The organism is Flavonifractor sp. An10 (genome assembly GCF_002161215.1).
GTDB classification, from domain to species: Bacteria; Bacillota; Clostridia; order Oscillospirales; family Oscillospiraceae; genus Flavonifractor; species Flavonifractor avistercoris.
Map to the genome: position 1 here is coordinate 181,626 of NZ_NFMB01000003.1, position 16,324 is coordinate 197,949.

The window sequence follows — 16,324 nt, forward strand, 5'->3', positions numbered from 1 at the left end:
ATGTGGGGACTGGCATACAAGGATCTGCTGCTGATGCGGCGGTCGCTGTGGTACTACGCCTTTCTGCTGGTGATCTTCACGGTCTTTGTGCTCACCGGCTCCCTGGACGCCTACATCCTGTCCGGCATGGCCATGCTCTTTTCCTATATGGTGCCCCTCAGCTCCTTCAGTCTGGACGAGGCCGCCCGGTGGGGGGAGTTCGCCGCCGCCACCCCGGCCTGCCTTCGGGGAATCGTGGACGGAAAGTACCTGTGCTCCCTGCTGACAGCGGCCGGGGGCGGCGGCGCCGCGGCCCTGCTGATCTGCCTGTGCGCCGCCCTGGGGCGGCTGGGCGACCCCCTGGGGGAGGTGCTCCTGTCCTGCCTGTTCTGCACCGGGCTGGCCCTGGCGATGGAGGCGGTTCTGCTGCCCATCCTCCTCCGCTTCGGCTCCAAAACGGGCGGCTATGCCCTGCTGGCGGTCACCCTCCCGGTGTTCGGCGGCATGCTGGTTCTGTGGCTGCTGGAGCGCAAGGGCCTGCTGGCCCTGCCCGACCTGACCCCCGGCTCGGCCGCCGCCCTGGCCTGGGGGGCCGCCGCCCTGTGCGCGCTGGCCTACGCCGCCTCCTGGCTCATCGCCCGGCGGATTTACAGCACAAAAGAGCTGTAGGGGCGGATATCATCCGCCCGTTCCCAAAAAGCCCCCGGAGGCTTTCCCTCCGGGGGCGCTCTGCGTTTACTGGGGCAGCTCGATGATCCAGTTGAGATCCTCATACCAGTGGTGATCCGGATCCCCCAAGGTGTTCCGCGCGACGGACACGCCGTCGATGCGCACCGCCGCCACCGGCTCGTCCATGTGTTCCGGCTTGATAGCCTCGAACAGCTCGGTGCCGTCCAGATTGAACGTGCCGGACATGTTGCTGCAGGGATAGTTTATCCCGGACTCCCCGATGAAGGTGATGTCAAAGGGCCAGCCATGCCACTCCAGGCTGTCGAAATACGCGGACAGGGATGAACCGTCCTCCGCCACCAGGATGGTAATATCCCCCTCGGGCAGCGTCCAGGTCTGGCTCACCACAGGCGGCGTTTCCGCCAGCACCAGGCTGATGGGGATCTCCCAGCCCTCCGCCATGCCTACTCTGCCTCCTATACGCAGGACGCAGCCTTCGGCGGGCGGCTCGGTCATCCGGCAGGAGACCACGGTAAGTCCCGTCGTCCGGAAGCCCTGCTCCCTGCGGTATCCGTAATAGCTGGTCTCCAAGGCGTCCAGCGTACTGTTAAGGACGATTCCGTGGTACTCATCGAACAGCACCTCTTCCCCGGCGGTCAGGGTCAGGCGGTGGCCCAGAGACCGCTCACCCGGCCGCTGGGTCACATACCAGGGCATCTGCCCCAGGCTGAGGGGGGTGCCCACCTGGATCTCCAATTTCAGCGTTCCGCCCTGGAGGGTACCGTCTATCTGGTAAGTCCAATCCCCCTCCGTCCAGGTGACGGGCTCCTCCAGCACCCAGAGGGTGTCCCCGTCCTCCGTGGTGGCGCCGATGCCCGCGAAATAGCGGTAGACCTCCTGTACTCCCGCGGCCAGGGCCTGGTAATTCACCAGCCCCAGCACCAGGCCCACGCAGGCCGCCAGGGCGGCCAGCCGTTTCAGGGGCACCCGGCCCCGCCGGGGAGGCGTCACCGCCTCCTCTGTCAGCTCCAGCAGGCCCTCCGCCCCCAGCGCCTCGTCCCAGTTGTAATGCGTCATGCGTCTCCCTCCTGTTCCCACAGGCCCAGGCCCTGCCGGGCCAGCAGCCTTTTCAGCTTCCTCCGCAGGCGGCTCACCCGGGCGTCCACCCCGTTGGGGGACAGGCCCAGCACCCCGCCGAGCTCCGCCGAGGGCAACCCGTACACAAACCGCAGGGTGAACAGCCGCCGCTCCTCCCGGCTCAGCTCCCCCAGGGCCCGGCGCAGGCCGTCTCGCACCGCCGCCCCCTCCGCCTCGTCTCCCGCCGTCAGGTGGACGTGATCCTCCAGGGGCTCCTCCGCCCGGGACGCCAGGGCCCGGCGGCGGTCTCTGGCCCGGCTGCGCAGGAGCAGGCACAGCCAGGTCTTTTCGCTGCCCCGCTCCGGATCCCACTTCTCCCGGCCCTCCACAAAGGCCCACACCGCGTCCTGGACGCACTCCTCCGCGTCCTCGGGCCGGCCGGGGAGCTGGGCCGCCGCCACCGCCGTGAGCAGCTTGCCGTACTGCCGGAAGATCCGCTCCGCCTCCCGGTTTTGATCCAGAATGTCCTCCATCCCTTCGCCCCCTTTCACCCTACAGTACGGCCGGAAACGCAAAAACCTGACGCGCCGGGACAAATCTTTTCCCGGCGGACGGCGGCGGGGGCAAGCCCCCCCTACAATGCCTTGCAAAAAACGCGGAGGAACCGGGGTTCCTCCGCGTTTGGTCTGTCCTTTTTTAATGGTTGAGCAGGCGCACCCGCAGCACGCCGTCCAGGGCGCGGATCTCGCTTGCCACGGCGTCGCTGACCCGGCTGCCCACGTCCACCACGGTGTAGGCGTAGTCCTTCTTGGACTTGTTGGTCATGTTCTCCACATTGACCCCGTCCTTGGACAGCACGCCGGTGATGCTGGCGATAGCGCCGGGCACGTTGCGGTGGATGATGCACAGGCGGCACTCGCCGCTCCACGGCTGCACCAGGGTGGGCAGGTTCACCGAGTTGGTGATGTTGCCGTTCTCCAGGTAGTCCCTGAGCTGCTGGGCCGCCATGACGGCGCAGTTCTCCTCGCTCTCGGGGGTGGAGGCCCCCAGGTGGGGGATGGCCACCACGTTCTTGCCCTGGAGGATCTTGTTGTTGGGGAAGTCGGTGACGTAGCAGGCCACCTTGCCGGACTCCAGCGCCGCCAGCATGTCGTCGTCGTTCACCAGGCCGCCCCGGGCCAGGTTGAGGATGCGCACGCCGCCCTTCATCATGTGGAAGGCGTCCTCGTTGAGCATGCCGCGGGTCTCGGCGGTCTGGGGCACGTGGAGGGTGATGTAGTCGCAGTTTTTATAGATGGTCTCCAGATCCATGGCCCGGTGAACCAGCCGGGACAGGGCCAGCGCCCCGTCCACCGACAGGAAGGGGTCGTAGCCGAACACGGTCATGCCCAGCTTGGTGGCGATGTTGGCCACCTGCACGCCGATGGCGCCCAGGCCGATGACGCCCAGCATCTTGCCGGAGATCTCGGGGCCCACGAACTGGCTCTTGCCCTTCTCCACCACCTTCTCCACGTCGGCGCCTCCGCCGGCCTGGGCCCGCACCCAGTCGGCGCCCTCGGTGATCTTCCGGGAGGAGAGGAGCAGGGCGCACACCGCCAGCTCTTTCACCGCGTTGGCGTTGGCGCCGGGGGTGTTGAACACCACGATGCCCGCCTCGGAGCAGCGGTCGATGGGGATGTTGTTGGTGCCCGCGCCCGCCCGGGCCACGGCCCGCAGGGCGTCGGGGAACTGATAGTCGTGCATGTCGGCGGAGCGAACCAGGATGCCGTCCTCGTTCTCCACGTCTCCGCTGATGGTAAAGCGGGTCTGATCCAGCACGGACAGCCCGGCGGGGGAAATTTTATTCAGCGTCTTAATTCGATACATCGTCCTCATGACCTCCCTAGTCATTGTCCGGCTATTCCGGCGGAAAGGGCCGGGCGGATAATATCCGCCCCTACAATTTAATTGTTCTTATCAAACGCCTTGATGAAGTCGCACAGCTTTTCCACACCCTCGGTGGGCATGGCATTGTAGATGGACGCCCGCATGCCGCCCACGGAGCGGTGGCCCTTCAGGTTGGTGAAGCCGGCCTCCACGCTCTCCTTGACGAACTTGGCGTCCAGCTCGTCGTTTCCGGTGCGGAACACCACGTTCATGTCGGAGCGGGAGCCGGGCTCCACGGCACAGGTGAAGAGCCGGGAGCTGTCGATCACGTCGTAGAGCATCTGGGCCTTGGCGTGCTTGATGGCCTCCATGCCCGGGATGCCGCCCTTGGACTCCAGCCAGTCCAGCACCAGGCCCAGCATGTAGATGCACCAGCAGGGCGGGGTGTTGTACATGGAGTCCTTGTCGATCATGGTCTTGTAGTTCATCATCAGGGGGGTGTAGGGCAGCTCATGGCCGGCCAGCTCCTTCCTGATGATCACCACGGTCAGGCCGGCGGGGGCCATGTTCTTCTGGGCGCCGGCGAAGATGATGCCGTACTTGCTCACGTCCACCGGGCGGGAGAGGATGTCGGAGGACATGTCGCACACGATGGGCACGCCGTTCGTCTCGGGGACGTAGGGCCACTCGGTGCCATAGATGGTGTTGTTGGCGCAGTAGTAGAAGTAGCTGGCCTCGGGATCCAGCTTCAGCTGATCCTGCTGGGGGATGTAGGTGTGGTTCCTGTCGGCGGAGGAGGCGGCCAGGTTGATCTGGCCGTATTTCTGGGCCTCCTTATAGGCGATGTTGGAGAAGTTGCCGGTGACGGCGTAGTCGGCCTTGCCGGTCTTGCCGATGAGGTTCAGGGGCGCCATGGAGAACTGGGTGGAGGCGCCGCCCTGGAGGAAGAGGATCTCATACTCCTCGGGCACATTCATCAGCCTGCGCAGCTTGGCCTTGGTGTCCTCGAAGATCTTGACGAACACCTTAGATCGGTGGCTCATCTCCATGACGGACATACCGGAACCCTGGTAGTTGGTGATCTCGGCACCGGCCCGCTCCAGCACCTCCAGCGGAAGCATGGAAGGGCCTGCGGAAAAGTTGTACACGCGCTCGTTTCCCATGATAGACGGCCTCCTTGTCGATCTATGAATTTGTTCCAACGGAGTAGTTCTTTACTCTGTTAAAGAGTATTATATCGGCCCGGCGGGCCGGTGTCAACTGCGCGGATTGCCTAAAACCGACGCGTTCAATGCTAAAACTTTGTGAATATTTCAACGAACCCCTTTGCAAGTCCCAGCGTTTTGTGGTACAATACGTCTGAACCCTTAGTTTAGTTTTCCCAACGGGGAGGAGGATGGGCCCATGAGGCTTTCCGACATCAAGACCATTCTGCGCGCCGAGGTGCTGTGCGGCGCGGAGCATCTGGATCGTGAGGTTTTTTCCGCCTGCGGCAGCGACTTTATGAGCGATGTCCTGGCCTTTGTCAAAAACCAGGCGCTGCTGCTCACCGGCCTGGTGAATCCCCAGGTGGTGCGCACCGCCGACATGGTGGAGATGAAGTGCATTGTGTTCGTCCGCGGCAAGGTGCCCGGCCCGGATATCCTGGCCCTGGCAGAGGAGCGGGACATCGTGGTGATGACCTGCCCCAAGCGCATGTATGAGGCGTGCGGACTATTATATTCCAATGGATTGCGAGGGAACTGTGATGGAGACAATTAGACTGGTTTATCCCGTGGAGGGCGGCGATCTGATTGAAGCCGGCGAGGCCTCCAGCAAGATGAAGCTGACCCTGAAAAAGCTGGGCCTGCCCCAGGATGTGATCCGCCGCGCGTCCATCTGCATGTATGAGGGCGAGATCAACATGGTCATCCACGCCGACGGCGGACAGGCCGAGGTGGAGGTGGATGCCGACCAGATTGTCATCCGCATGGAGGACACAGGCCCCGGCATTCCCGACGTGGAGCAGGCCATGCAGGAGGGCTTCTCCACCGCCGGCCAGACCGCGCGGGAGCTGGGCTTCGGCGCCGGCATGGGCCTGCCCAACATGAAGCGCTACTCCGATGAGATGACCATCGACACCGAGGTGGGCAAGGGCACCACCGTCACGGTCAAGATCAACATCGCCTGAACCATGGGCCTGACAAAGTGAGGTGAGTGGGCTCCATGGCCATGAGACATTCCGTGGTTCTGGACGTGAAGCGCTGCCGGGGCTGCACCACCTGCATCAAGTGCTGCCCCACCGAGGCCATCCGGGTGCGGGGACGGCGGGCCACCATCCTGCCCGACCGCTGCATCGACTGCGGCAGCTGCATCCGCATCTGCCCCCACAAGGCCATCAAATCCGTGGGGGACAGCCTGGATATTCTCAATAACTACCAGTACTGCGTGGCTCTGCCGGAGCCCGCCCTGTACGGGCAGTTCCACCACCTGGACAGCGTGGACATCGTGCTCAGCGCCCTGCTGAAAATCGGCTTCCACAAGGTCTATGAGGTGGCCAAGGCCGCCGAGCTGATCTCCGACTACGAGCGGCAGACCATTACCAGCGGCGTCTCCAAGGCCACCCCCCAGATCTCCTCCTCCTGCCCCACGGTGCTGCGCCTCATCCGGATGCGCTTTCCCAAGCTCATCGGCCACGTGGCCAACACCATCCTGCCCATGGAGCTGGCCGCCATCCTGGCCCGGCGGGAGGCGGAGCAGGAGACCGGCCTGCCGCCGGAGAAAATCGGCGTGTTTGCCATCGTGCCCTGCTCCTCCAAGGTGACGGCCGCCCGCTCGCCGGAGGGGCTGGAGCACCCCGTGCTGGACGGCGCCTTCGCCATCCGGGACATCTACCTGCGCCTGCTGACCCCCATGAAGGAGCTGGAGGAGGTGCTCCCCCTGTCCGAGGCGGGGATCATGGGCATCGGCTGGGCCACCTGCGGCGGCGAGAGCGCCGCCCGGCTGGGCCAGCGCTGCGCCTCGGTGGACGGCATCCAGAACGTGATCCAGATGCTGGAGGGCATTGAGGACGGCCGCCTGCCGGAGGCCGACTTTCTGGAGCTGTCCGCCTGCACCCAGGGGTGCGTGGGGGGCTGCTTCAACGTGGAGAACCCCTATGCCGCCAAGCTGCGGCTCAAGGGGCTGATGAAGGGCCTGCCCGTCTCCCGCAACCGCTTCCGCCTGCCGGAGGAGGAGCGGGACGTGGTGTGCCGGGATAAGGAGCTGCAGTACTTACCCGCCTTTGTGCTGGATCAGGATCGGGGAGTGGCCTTCAGCAAGCTGCTCCAGATCCAGGAGCTGGAGGAACACCTGCCCGGCCTCCACTGCGGCTCCTGCGGGGCGCCCTCCTGCCGGGCCTTTGCCGAGGATGTGGTGCTGGGCCGCGCCTCGGAGGACGACTGCATCTTCAAGGTGCGGGAGCGGATGCGCTCCATGACCGGCAGCAAGGCCGAGGCCGACGACTACCTGCCCCCGCCCTTCCGCCGCCGGCAGGAGCCGGACAAGTAACCCGCCATGCCAACGCCGCCGTGATGCGCCCCGCGCCGCGGCGGCGTTTCGTCATCTGCAAGGAGGTAACCAACATGACCGTCCAGGAACTGACCGGCGCGCTCTCCCTGACCGTTTACCACCTGGAGGCCCCCGACCGCCCCGTCACCAGCGGCTACGCCGGCGATCTGCTCAGCTGGGTGCTGGGCCGGGCGGAGCGGGACTGCGCCTGGCTGACCATCATGTCCAATCAGAACGTGGCCGCCGTGGCCCTCATGGCGGAGGCGGCCTGCGTGGTGCTCACCGAGGGGGTGGCCCCCGACGGTGAGCTGCTCCGCCGGGCGGCGGAGAAGGGGGTCAACCTGCTGGGCACGGAGCTGGACACTTTTACCGCCGCTCACCGCCTGGCGGGGATGCTTAGCCCGTAGGGGACACCCCTTCCGATTCCGCCGCCCAATCCCAGAAAGGTGTTCCGCACGAAATATTACTATGACCTTCACCTTCACTCCTGTCTGTCGCCCCACCCGGCTCCGCCGGGCGGGGGCCCCGTTCTTTCACTTCCTCGGGGCAAGTGAATTGCCCCTTCGGCAAGGTTTTCACTGTCGGCGAAAACGCTTGGACGCGCCATTCGGCGCAAAAGGGCGACAGACACGATGCCGCAGCATAGTCCCAGAAAGGTGTTCCGCATGAAATATTACTATGACCTTCACCTTCACTCCTGTCTGTCGCCCTGCGGCAGCGAGGATATGACCCCCGCCGATCTGGCGGCCATGTGCGCCCTGGCGGGGCTGGACATCGTGGCCCTCACCGACCACAACACCTGCGGCAACTGCGCCGCCTTCTGCCGGGCGGCGGAGGCGCGGGGACTGCTGGCCCTGGCGGGGATGGAGCTGTGCACGGCGGAGGAGATCCATGTGATCTGCCTCTTCCCCGACCCCGCCCGGGCGGAGGAATTCGGCCGGATGGTATACGACCGTCTGCCCCCCATCGCCAACCGCCCGGAGATCTTCGGCCGCCAGCTCTACATGGACGACGGGGACGGGGTGCTGGGGGAGGAGCCCCGGTTTCTGGGCGGCGCCTCCCCCATCTCCCTGGCGGAGGTGCCCGGCCTGGCCGCCTCCTGCGGCGGCACCGCCTTCCCCGCCCACATCGACCGCCCCTCTTTCTCCCTGCTGGGGGTGCTGGGCCTGTGGGAGCCCTCCCTGGGCTTCCCCCTGGCAGAGGTGTCCCGCCGCTGCCCGCCCGAGCTGCGCACCCGGCCGGATCTGGCGGGGGTGCGGCTGATCACCAACTCCGACGCCCACTACCTGGAGCAGGTGTGGGAGGCGGAGCACGCCATGGAGCTGCCCCAGCGCACCCCTGAAGCCGTGCTGGACTGGCTGCGGGGGCCCCATCCCCCATCTGCCTGATGAGAAAGCCGCCCCTCCGTTCCGCCGGACGGAGGGGCGGCTTTTTTGTGAAACCTGCGCAGTCCACAGACCGTTCCCGGCCGTCTCTTTGTGCACAGACAAAACTTTCCCTTTACAAAGCAGGATAGATCTGGTATACTTATTTATATCGTTAAAGTTTTAACAATATCACTGCTTTTTCTTCGCCCCTTTTCCGCTTCGATCCGCCTGCTCCGCCCCTCGGAGCGGCTTTTTTCTACCCATTAAATTAAGTTAGGCTAATTTTTATACTATATAGTTTGCATTTTGTTCCGCTGGAAAGTCTTTACAAATGAAAATTCAAGGCTATAATAGAAAAAAGCAAAACTAAACCACTTGGTTTTAGAAAGGAAGGACGCATCCATGCCAAACTGCAAGACCGTCGTCCCTTACCGCGGCACTCCGGAGCAGGAGGAGCGCCTGCGGCAGGTGATTGCGGAGCACAAGGGGCAGCCCGGGGCCACCATGCCGGTGCTTCAGGCCGCCCAGGAGATCTTCGGCTATCTGCCGGAGGAGGTACAGATCATGGTGGCCGAGGGGCTGGACATCCCCCTGTCGGAGGTGTACGGCGTGGCCTCGTTCTACGCCCAGTTCTCCATGAACCCCAAGGGGCGGTATCAGATCTCCGTCTGCCTGGGCACCGCCTGCTACGTCAAAGGGGCGGCCGCCATCCTCAACGCCGTGGAGCAGAAGCTGGGCATCGTCCCCGGCGCCATCACACCCGACGGCAAGTTTTCCCTGGACTCCTGCCGCTGTGTGGGCGCCTGCGGCCTGGCCCCGGTCATGATGATCAACAACGATGTGTACGGCCGCCTCACCCCCGACCAGGTGGGGCCCATACTTGACATGTACAAGTGAGAAGCGCGGAGCGCCTGGGAGCAGGGCAACAGCGAACCGCGCAGACCGAAAAACAGGCTGGGCGCAGCTCAGCGGCATTTTCGGCGGAGCGGTAAGCAGTTGCCCGTCGCGGAAGGTGCGCAGCGTGACAATGAGAAGCGCGGAGCCGTCGTAAGCAGCCCGAAAAGAGGTAGTCACGTGAAGGAAATCGCCCTGTACGCTCTGGACATCGCCCAGAACTCCATCACCGCCCGGGCCAGACACCTGGACATCGCGCTGGAGGAGGGGCCGGAGGCCATCACCCTCACCATCGCGGACGACGGCACGGGGATGAGCCCCGAGCTGCTCGCCCGGGTGAGCGACCCGTTCACCACCACCCGCACCACCCGCAAGATGGGCCTGGGCATCCCGCTGCTGCGCCTGGCGGCGGAGCAGACCGGCGGGCATGTGTCCATTGAGAGCACCCTGGGCGTGGGCACCACCGTCACCGCGGTCTTTTGCCCCGGCCACATTGACTGTCCCCCGGTGGGGGACATGGCCGGTACGGTCACCCTGCTGGTGCAGGGTGCGCCGGAACTGGAACTGACTTACACACACCGGCGGGGGGACAGGCTCTCCCGCCTGGATACCGGAGAGCTGCGGGCCGTGCTAGGCCCGGAGGTCTCCCTGGCCGAGCCGGAGGTCGTCCTCTGGCTGCGGGACTACTTACAGGAACAGGAAGCGCTGTTAGAAGAATAAGGGGATGAAAGCATGAAAAGTCTGGCGGAACTGCAGGCCATCCGGGACAAGATGCGCCGGCAGATTGATCTGCGGGATTCGGGGGACGACCGGATCCGCGTGGTGGTGGGCATGGCTACCTGCGGCATCGCCGCGGGGGCGCGGCCGGTGCTCAACGCCTTTCTGGAGGAGGTTGCCAAGCGGCAGCTGAACAACGTCACCGTGTCCCAGACGGGCTGCATCGGCGTGTGCCGGCTGGAGCCCATTGTGGAGGTGTATGTGCCCGGGCAGGAGAAGGTCACCTACGTGAAGATGACCCCGGACAAGGTGGCCTCCATCGTCAGTGAGCATTTGGTCAACGGCCGGGTGGTGGAGGAATACACCATCGGCGCGGCGGAATAAGGGAGGGACAGAGACATGAGCTTGATTCGCTCCCACATCCTGGTGTGCACCGGCACCGGCTGCTCCTCCTCGGAGAGCCCCAAGATCATCGCGGAGTTTGAAAAGCAGCTGGCCCTCCAGGGCATGGACAAGGAGGCCCAGGTGGTGCGCACCGGGTGCTTCGGCCTGTGCGCCCTGGGCCCCATCGTCACCGTCTACCCCGAGGGGGCCTGCTATACCCACGTGACGGTGGACGACGTGGAGGAGATCGTCTCCGAGCACATCGTCAAGGGCCGCATTGTCAAGCGGCTGCTCAACAAGAACGAGAGCGTGGAGGGCGGCCCGGCCACCTCCCTGACGGACACCCAGTTCTACAAGCACCAGTACCGCATCGCCCTGCGCAACTGCGGCGTCATCGATCCGGAGAGCATCGACGAGTACATCGCCGTGGACGGCTACGAGGCCCTGGGCAAGATCCTCACCGAGCAGATCCCGCCCCAGCAGGTGATCGACACGGTATTGGCCTCCGGCCTGCGGGGCCGGGGCGGCGCCGGCTTCCCCACCGGAAAGAAGTGGCAGTTCACCGCCGACGCGGTGAGCCCCGACGGGGTGAAGTACGTCTGCTGCAACGCCGACGAGGGCGACCCCGGCGCCTTCATGGACCGCTCCGTGCTGGAGGGCGACCCCTTCTCCGTGCTGGAGGCCATGACCATCGCGGGCTACGCGGTGGGGGCCCACCAGGGCTACATCTACGTCCGGGCCGAGTATCCCATCGCCGTCAAGCGGCTGGAGACCGCCATCCAGCAGGCCAAGGAGTACGGCCTGCTGGGGGAGAACATCTTCGAGTCCGGCTTTGACTTCGATCTGGAGCTGCGGCTGGGCGCCGGCGCCTTCGTCTGCGGCGAGGAGACCGCCCTCATGCGCTCCATCGAGGGCCACCGGGGCGAGCCCAAGACCCGTCCCCCCTTCCCGGCGGTGAAGGGTCTGTTTGACCGGCCCACCCTCCTGAACAACGTGGAGACCTACGCCAACATCACCTGGATCTTCAACCACGGCCCCGAGGCCTATGCCGCCATCGGCACGGAAAAGAGCAAGGGCACCAAGGTCTTCGCCCTGGGCGGCAAGATCACCAACACCGGCCTGGTGGAGGTTCCCATGGGCACCACCCTGCGCACGGTGGTGGAGGACATCGGCGGCGGCGTGCCCGGCGGCAAGAAGTTCAAGGCCGCCCAGACCGGCGGCCCCTCCGGCGGCTGCATCCCCGCCTCCCTCATCGACACCCCCATCGACTACGAGTCCCTGTCCGCCATCGGCTCCATGATGGGCTCCGGCGGCCTGATCGTCATGGATGAGGACAACTGCATGGTGGACATCGCCAAGTTCTACCTGGAGTTCATCGTGGACGAGTCCTGCGGCAAGTGCTCCCCTTGCCGCATCGGCACCAAGCGCCTGCTGGATCTGCTGACCAAGATCACCGAGGGCAACGGCGAGCCGGAGGATCTGGACACCATTGAGGAGCTGTGCGAGCACATCAAGCAGTCCGCCCTGTGCGGCCTGGGCCAGACCGCCCCCAACCCGGTGCTCTCCACCCTGCACCACTTCCGGGAGGAGTTTGAGGCCCACGTGTACGAGAAGCGCTGCCCCGCCGGGGTGTGCAAGGCCCTCATCCAGTACATCGTGGATCCCGCCAAGTGCAAGGGCTGCACCCGCTGCGCCCAGGGCTGCCCCACCGGCGCCATCTCCGGCGCGGTGCGCGCCCCCCACATCATCAACCAGTCCAAGTGCATCAAGTGCGGCGCCTGCATGGATCACTGCCGCTTTGACGCCATCTACAAGCAGTAAGGGAGGGAACGGACAATGGATCAGAACATGGTATCTCTGCGCATCAACGACATCCCCGTCACCGTTCCCGCCGGAACCACGGTGCTGGAGGCGGCCCGCTCCGCGGGCTTCAACATCCCGTCGCTGTGTTTTCTCAAGGACATCAACGAGATCGGCGCCTGCCGCATCTGCGTGGTGGAGGTAAAGGGGGCCAAGAGCCTGGTGGCCTCCTGCGTCTACCCGGTCAGCGAGGGCATGGAGGTGTACACCAACACCCCCCGGGTGCGCAAGTCCCGGCAGCTCACCCTGGAGCTCATCCTGTCCAACCACCGGATGGACTGCCTGACCTGCTCCCGCAGCGCCCACTGCGAGCTGCTCCAGCTGGCCGGCGAGCTGGGCATTGACGCGGTGCGCTACGCCAACGACAACCTGCCCCCCCAGATTGAGGACTCCGCTCCCCATCTGGTGCGGGACAACTCCAAGTGCGTCCTCTGCCGCCGCTGCACCGCCGTGTGCCGCAAGACCCAGGAGGTGGGGGTCATCGGCCCCAACGACCGGGGCTTCAACACCCACATCGGCTGCGCCTTCGACCGGGATCTGGCGGAGGTGGACTGCGTCTCCTGCGGCCAGTGCATCGTGGCCTGCCCCACCGGCGCCCTCAGCGAGAAGGACGACACCGGCCGGGTGCTGGCCGCCCTGGCCGCCCCTGCCAAGCACGTGGTGGTGGGCCCCGCCCCCTCCATCCGGGTCACCCTGGGCGAGTGCTTCGGCATGCCCATCGGCACCAATGTGGAGGGCAGGATGGTCACCGCCCTGCGCCGGCTGGGCTTTGACAAGGTGTTCGACGTGGACACCGCCGCCGACTTCACCATCATGGAGGAGGGCACCGAGTTCCTCAGCCGCCTGAACGGCGGCGGCACCCTGCCCCTGATCACCTCCTGCTCCCCCGGCTGGGTGCGCTACCTGGAGCAGCACGCCCCCGACATGATCCAGAACATCTCCTCCTGCAAGTCCCCCCAGCAGATGTTCGGCTCCCTGGTCAAGACCTACTACGCCGAGCAGATGGGCATCGACCCCCACGACATCGTGGTGGTGTCCGTCATGCCCTGCACCGCCAAGAAGTACGAGGTGCGCCGGGAGGAGCAGCGGCTGCCCAACGGCTGCATGCCGGTGGACGTGTCCCTCACCACCCGGGAGCTGGGCCGCATGATCACCCAGGCCGGCCTGCTCTTCGAGGCCCTGCCCGACGGGGAATTTGACGAGATGCTGGGCATCTCCACCGGCGCGGCCACCATCTTCGGCGCCTCCGGCGGCGTCATGGAGGCGGCGCTCCGCACCGTGGTGGAGCAGGTCACCGGCCAGGGCATGGCCCCCCTGGAGTACCACGAGGTTCGCGGCATGCAGGGGGTCAAGGAGGCCAGCTACGACCTGCCCGGCAGAACCGTCAAGGTGTGCGTGGCCTCCGGCCTGCACAACGTGAAGCTGGTGCTGGACGGCATCCGGGACGGCTCCCTCCAGTACGACTTCGTGGAGTTCATGGCCTGCCCCGGCGGGTGCATCAACGGCGGTGGCCAGCCCATTCAGCACGCCAACGTGCGCAACTTCACCGACATCAAGTCCCTCCGCGCCGCCGCCCTGTACAGGCAGGACGAGGGCATGACCTACCGCCGCAGCCATGAGAACCCCGTGGTGCAGAAGGTCTATGCCGACTTCCTGGGCGAGCCCGGCGGCCACAAGGCCCACGCCCTCCTCCACTGCTCCTACATCAAGCAGAAGCGCTACCGCGTATAACACAAAATGCCCGCCCACGGCCAAGGCCGCGGGCGGGCGCTGTTTTACTCCTGATGGGAAGTTTTCCGCGGGGCTCAGTCCAGCAGCTCCAGCTTCCCCTGCTGGATTGCCGCCAGATTCCGCGCGATGCGCTCCGGCGGCCAGTCCCACCATCGCAGGGCCAGCAGCCTGGAGATGGTCTCCTCCCCGAAGCGCCTGCGGATGGGCCGGGCCGGAACACCGCCCACGATGGTGTAGGGCGGCACGTCCCGGGTCACCACCGCCCGGGCGGCCACCACGGCCCCGTCGCCGATGGTGACGCCGGCCAGGATCACCGCCTCATAGCCGATCCACACATCGTTTCCTACCGTGATGTCCCCCCTGTTGTCCCACGCCGAGGTGATGTCTGCCACGTCCAGCCCCCACTCCTCAAAGAAGATCGGGAAGGGGTAGGTGGACAGGGAGGAGAGGGTGTGGTTGGCGCTGTTGAACAGGAACTTTGCGCCGCAGGCGATGGAGCAGAACTTTCCGATAATCAGGCGGTCGCGGTTGACGGGGTAGTGATAGAGCACGTTGTTGTGCTGAAATTCCCGGGGATCGCGGACAAAATCGTTGTAAATCGTATACTCCCCCACGGAGATGCCCGGGTCTGTCACCACGTCTCGCAGGTAGACGGTCTCCTTGTCCCCGGAACGGGGGTAGATGCTTCTCTCCGGTATCGTCATTGGAATGCCTCCTGTCTCTGCCGCCCCAAGCGGCGGCACATGATTTTTTAGGGGACGATACCGGCAGAGGCAATGCAGCGCTTCACCCAAACCACCTCACTCCGCTGTTGCCTGCCGACCCATTGTACCACGGCCGGCGGGCTTTTTCCACCGACCCGCTGCCAATTCCCCGCTTGCTTTCCGCGGCGGGTGTATTATAATGGAGGACAGAATTCAGAAACAGAAAGGACATGTCCCATGAATCAGCAGAGATTGGCCCGGGTGCTCCGCAACATGGAGCGGGACGGGCTGGAACAGATTGTGGTCACCTCCACCGCGTCGGTGTACTACCTGACTGGGTACTGGGTGGAGCCCATGGAGCGGATGCTGGCCCTGTACCTCCGCGCCGACGGCACCTGCACCCTCTTCGCCAACACCCTTTTCGCCCTGGAGCCCCAGGCGGGGCTGGAGCTGGTGCTCCACCAGGACAGCGACGAGCCCACGGCGGCCCTGGCTGCCGCCCTCCGCCCCGGCAGGCTGGGGGTGGACAAGGCCTGGCCCAGCAAGTTCCTCATCGCCCTTCTGAACGCCCGGCCCGACGTGACGCCGGTGCTGGGCTCCGCCCCGGTGGACGACGCCCGGAAGTACAAGGACGCCGACGAGATCGCCGCTATGCGCCATGCCTCCCGGATCAACGACCAGGTGGTGGAGCAGGTCATCGCCGCCGTGAAAGAGGGCGCGGTGGAGAGCGAGCTGGCCGCCTATGTGGAGAGCCTCTACCGGCAGCACAGCGCCGACCGCTCCAGCGAGGGGCAGCTGGTGTGCTTCGGCCCCAACGGTGCCGACCCCCACCACGGGCCCAACGACACGGTGATCAAAGACGGGGACAGCGTGGTGCTGGACATCTTCATCCCCATCCGCCGCTACTGGTGCGACATGACCCGCACCGTGTTCTTCCGCTCGGTCAGCGACGAGGGCCGGAGGGTCTACGAGACCGTCAGGGCCGCCAACCTGGCGGCGGAGGCCATGATCCGCCCCGGCGTCCCCATGAAGGACATCGACCGGGCCGCCCGGAAGGTGATTGAGGACGCGGGCTACGGCCCCTGCTTCACCCACCGGCTGGGCCACGGCTGCGGCCTGGACTGCCACGAGCCGCCGGACAACAGCGCCTCCAGCCCCGCCGTTGCCGAGCCGGGGATGGTGTTCTCCGTGGAGCCGGGCATCTACCTGCCCGGGAAGCTGGGCGTGCGCATCGAGGATCTGGTGCTGGTCACCGAGGACGGCTGCGAGGTGCTCAACCACGCCTCCAAGGAGCTGCGCGTGGTGGAATAAGCGAAAAGCATCCCCCGGCCTAATGGCCGGGGGATGTCTTGAGACTGTCGAAAAAGTGGCAAAGCCACTTTTTCGAGCAGGATACAGTCCGCCGCGCGCAGGATTTGTCCGCCTGAAGCGGACAAATCCCACACTTGCGGCCTGAGAAGTGTTTTCTCCGACGCACACCCCCCAGGGGGCCCTCTCTTGCCCCTTCGGGGCAATTCACCTTGTGTCGCCGGAGAAAACAGATTCCAA

General features: G+C 65.4%; 17 protein-coding genes. 12 read left to right on the plus strand and 5 right to left on the minus strand.

Features of this window, described 5'->3' with window-relative positions; translation table 11 throughout:
- The gene (locus B5E42_RS06215) at positions 1-648 is read left to right on the plus strand and encodes an ABC-2 transporter permease (RefSeq protein ID WP_087237745.1); all 648 of its coding nucleotides are present in this window, start codon (positions 1-3) and stop codon (positions 646-648) included.
- Between the two features lie 66 nt (positions 649-714).
- On the opposite strand, the gene B5E42_RS06220 is transcribed toward B5E42_RS06215, so the two are convergent.
- The 4 genes from B5E42_RS06220 to serC all read right to left on the minus strand — a co-directional run bounded on the left by B5E42_RS06220 (position 715) and on the right by serC (position 4,754).
- A complete protein-coding gene (locus B5E42_RS06220) occupies positions 715-1,725 on the minus strand; it encodes a hypothetical protein (RefSeq protein WP_087237747.1) in 1,011 nt (336 codons plus the stop codon).
- Entirely contained in the window at positions 1,722-2,258 is a 537-nt protein-coding gene (locus B5E42_RS06225) for a sigma-70 family RNA polymerase sigma factor (protein ID WP_087237749.1), read from the minus strand. Before B5E42_RS06225 ends, B5E42_RS06220 begins: the two co-directional genes overlap by 4 nt.
- 163 nt (positions 2,259-2,421) lie before the next feature.
- A complete protein-coding gene (locus B5E42_RS06230) occupies positions 2,422-3,591 on the minus strand; it encodes a phosphoglycerate dehydrogenase (protein WP_087237751.1) in 1,170 nt (389 codons plus the stop codon).
- Positions 3,592-3,668: 77 nt separating this feature from the next.
- The gene (serC, locus tag B5E42_RS06235) at positions 3,669-4,754 is read right to left on the minus strand and encodes a 3-phosphoserine/phosphohydroxythreonine transaminase (protein WP_087237753.1); all 1,086 of its coding nucleotides are present in this window, start codon (positions 4,752-4,754) and stop codon (positions 3,669-3,671) included.
- Between the two features lie 241 nt (positions 4,755-4,995).
- On the opposite strand from serC, the gene B5E42_RS06240 reads away from it, so the two are divergent.
- The 10 genes from B5E42_RS06240 to B5E42_RS06285 all read left to right on the plus strand — a co-directional run bounded on the left by B5E42_RS06240 (position 4,996) and on the right by B5E42_RS06285 (position 14,072).
- Complete coding sequence (locus B5E42_RS06240; RefSeq protein ID WP_087237755.1) at positions 4,996-5,352, plus strand: DRTGG domain-containing protein; 357 nt, start codon at positions 4,996-4,998, stop codon at positions 5,350-5,352.
- Complete coding sequence (locus B5E42_RS06245) at positions 5,339-5,761, plus strand: ATP-binding protein (protein WP_087237757.1); 423 nt, start codon at positions 5,339-5,341, stop codon at positions 5,759-5,761. The genes B5E42_RS06240 and B5E42_RS06245 overlap by 14 nt, the downstream gene beginning before the upstream one ends.
- A 35-nt stretch (positions 5,762-5,796) precedes the next feature.
- A complete protein-coding gene (locus tag B5E42_RS06250; RefSeq protein ID WP_087237759.1) occupies positions 5,797-7,119 on the plus strand; it encodes a [Fe-Fe] hydrogenase large subunit C-terminal domain-containing protein in 1,323 nt (440 codons plus the stop codon).
- A gap of 74 nt (positions 7,120-7,193) precedes the next feature.
- A complete protein-coding gene (locus B5E42_RS06255) occupies positions 7,194-7,526 on the plus strand; it encodes a DRTGG domain-containing protein (protein ID WP_087237762.1) in 333 nt (110 codons plus the stop codon).
- A gap of 258 nt (positions 7,527-7,784) precedes the next feature.
- A complete protein-coding gene (locus tag B5E42_RS06260; protein ID WP_087237764.1) occupies positions 7,785-8,507 on the plus strand; it encodes a PHP domain-containing protein in 723 nt (240 codons plus the stop codon).
- Between the two features lie 381 nt (positions 8,508-8,888).
- Positions 8,889-9,383, plus strand: coding sequence for an NADH-quinone oxidoreductase subunit NuoE (nuoE, locus tag B5E42_RS06265; RefSeq protein ID WP_087237766.1), 495 nt, complete (start codon positions 8,889-8,891; stop codon positions 9,381-9,383).
- A 177-nt stretch (positions 9,384-9,560) separates the two neighbouring features.
- Positions 9,561-10,100: an ATP-binding protein gene (locus B5E42_RS06270; RefSeq protein ID WP_087237768.1), complete on the plus strand. Its 540-nt coding sequence runs from the start codon at positions 9,561-9,563 to the stop codon at positions 10,098-10,100.
- A gap of 12 nt (positions 10,101-10,112) precedes the next feature.
- Positions 10,113-10,481, plus strand: coding sequence for a (2Fe-2S) ferredoxin domain-containing protein (locus B5E42_RS06275; protein ID WP_087237770.1), 369 nt, complete (start codon positions 10,113-10,115; stop codon positions 10,479-10,481).
- A 15-nt stretch (positions 10,482-10,496) separates the two neighbouring features.
- Positions 10,497-12,302 carry an NADH-quinone oxidoreductase subunit NuoF gene (locus B5E42_RS06280; RefSeq protein ID WP_087237774.1) on the plus strand — a complete coding sequence of 602 codons (1,806 nt, stop codon included), beginning with the start codon at positions 10,497-10,499 and terminating at the stop codon, positions 12,300-12,302.
- A 15-nt stretch (positions 12,303-12,317) separates the two neighbouring features.
- A complete protein-coding gene (locus tag B5E42_RS06285) occupies positions 12,318-14,072 on the plus strand; it encodes an NADH-dependent [FeFe] hydrogenase, group A6 (RefSeq protein WP_087237776.1) in 1,755 nt (584 codons plus the stop codon).
- Positions 14,073-14,146: 74 nt separating this feature from the next.
- Here the strand turns inward: B5E42_RS06285 and B5E42_RS06290 are convergent, their stop codons facing one another.
- Positions 14,147-14,776, minus strand: a complete 630-nt coding sequence (locus B5E42_RS06290) for a CatB-related O-acetyltransferase (RefSeq protein ID WP_087237778.1) — start codon at positions 14,774-14,776, stop codon at positions 14,147-14,149.
- A 237-nt stretch (positions 14,777-15,013) separates the two neighbouring features.
- Between B5E42_RS06290 and B5E42_RS06295 the strand changes: the two genes are divergently transcribed.
- A complete protein-coding gene (locus B5E42_RS06295; protein ID WP_087237780.1) occupies positions 15,014-16,087 on the plus strand; it encodes a Xaa-Pro peptidase family protein in 1,074 nt (357 codons plus the stop codon).
- The last annotated feature ends 237 nt before the right edge of the window (positions 16,088-16,324 follow it).

What these genes read in the sequence shown, in the direction of transcription:
- B5E42_RS06255 (WP_087237762.1), top strand. Translation starts at nt 7,194, where the DNA reads ATGACCGTCCAGGAACTGACCGGCGCGCTCTCCCTGACCGTTTACCAC.
- B5E42_RS06250 (WP_087237759.1), top strand. Translation starts at nt 5,797, where the DNA reads ATGGCCATGAGACATTCCGTGGTTCTGGACGTGAAGCGCTGCCGGGGC.
- B5E42_RS06295 (WP_087237780.1), top strand. Translation starts at nt 15,014, where the DNA reads ATGAATCAGCAGAGATTGGCCCGGGTGCTCCGCAACATGGAGCGGGAC.
- B5E42_RS06220 (WP_087237747.1), bottom strand. Translation starts at nt 1,725, where the DNA reads ATGACGCATTACAACTGGGACGAGGCGCTGGGGGCGGAGGGCCTGCTG.
- nuoE (WP_087237766.1), top strand. Translation starts at nt 8,889, where the DNA reads ATGCCAAACTGCAAGACCGTCGTCCCTTACCGCGGCACTCCGGAGCAG.
- B5E42_RS06215 (WP_087237745.1), top strand. Translation starts at nt 1, where the DNA reads ATGTGGGGACTGGCATACAAGGATCTGCTGCTGATGCGGCGGTCGCTG.
- B5E42_RS06230 (WP_087237751.1), bottom strand. Translation starts at nt 3,591, where the DNA reads ATGTATCGAATTAAGACGCTGAATAAAATTTCCCCCGCCGGGCTGTCC.
- B5E42_RS06275 (WP_087237770.1), top strand. Translation starts at nt 10,113, where the DNA reads ATGAAAAGTCTGGCGGAACTGCAGGCCATCCGGGACAAGATGCGCCGG.
- B5E42_RS06290 (WP_087237778.1), bottom strand. Translation starts at nt 14,776, where the DNA reads ATGACGATACCGGAGAGAAGCATCTACCCCCGTTCCGGGGACAAGGAG.
- B5E42_RS06260 (WP_087237764.1), top strand. Translation starts at nt 7,785, where the DNA reads ATGAAATATTACTATGACCTTCACCTTCACTCCTGTCTGTCGCCCTGC.
- B5E42_RS06280 (WP_087237774.1), top strand. Translation starts at nt 10,497, where the DNA reads ATGAGCTTGATTCGCTCCCACATCCTGGTGTGCACCGGCACCGGCTGC.
- B5E42_RS06285 (WP_087237776.1), top strand. Translation starts at nt 12,318, where the DNA reads ATGGATCAGAACATGGTATCTCTGCGCATCAACGACATCCCCGTCACC.
- B5E42_RS06225 (WP_087237749.1), bottom strand. Translation starts at nt 2,258, where the DNA reads ATGGAGGACATTCTGGATCAAAACCGGGAGGCGGAGCGGATCTTCCGG.
- B5E42_RS06245 (WP_087237757.1), top strand. Translation starts at nt 5,339, where the DNA reads ATGGAGACAATTAGACTGGTTTATCCCGTGGAGGGCGGCGATCTGATT.
- serC (WP_087237753.1), bottom strand. Translation starts at nt 4,754, where the DNA reads ATGGGAAACGAGCGCGTGTACAACTTTTCCGCAGGCCCTTCCATGCTT.
- B5E42_RS06240 (WP_087237755.1), top strand. Translation starts at nt 4,996, where the DNA reads ATGAGGCTTTCCGACATCAAGACCATTCTGCGCGCCGAGGTGCTGTGC.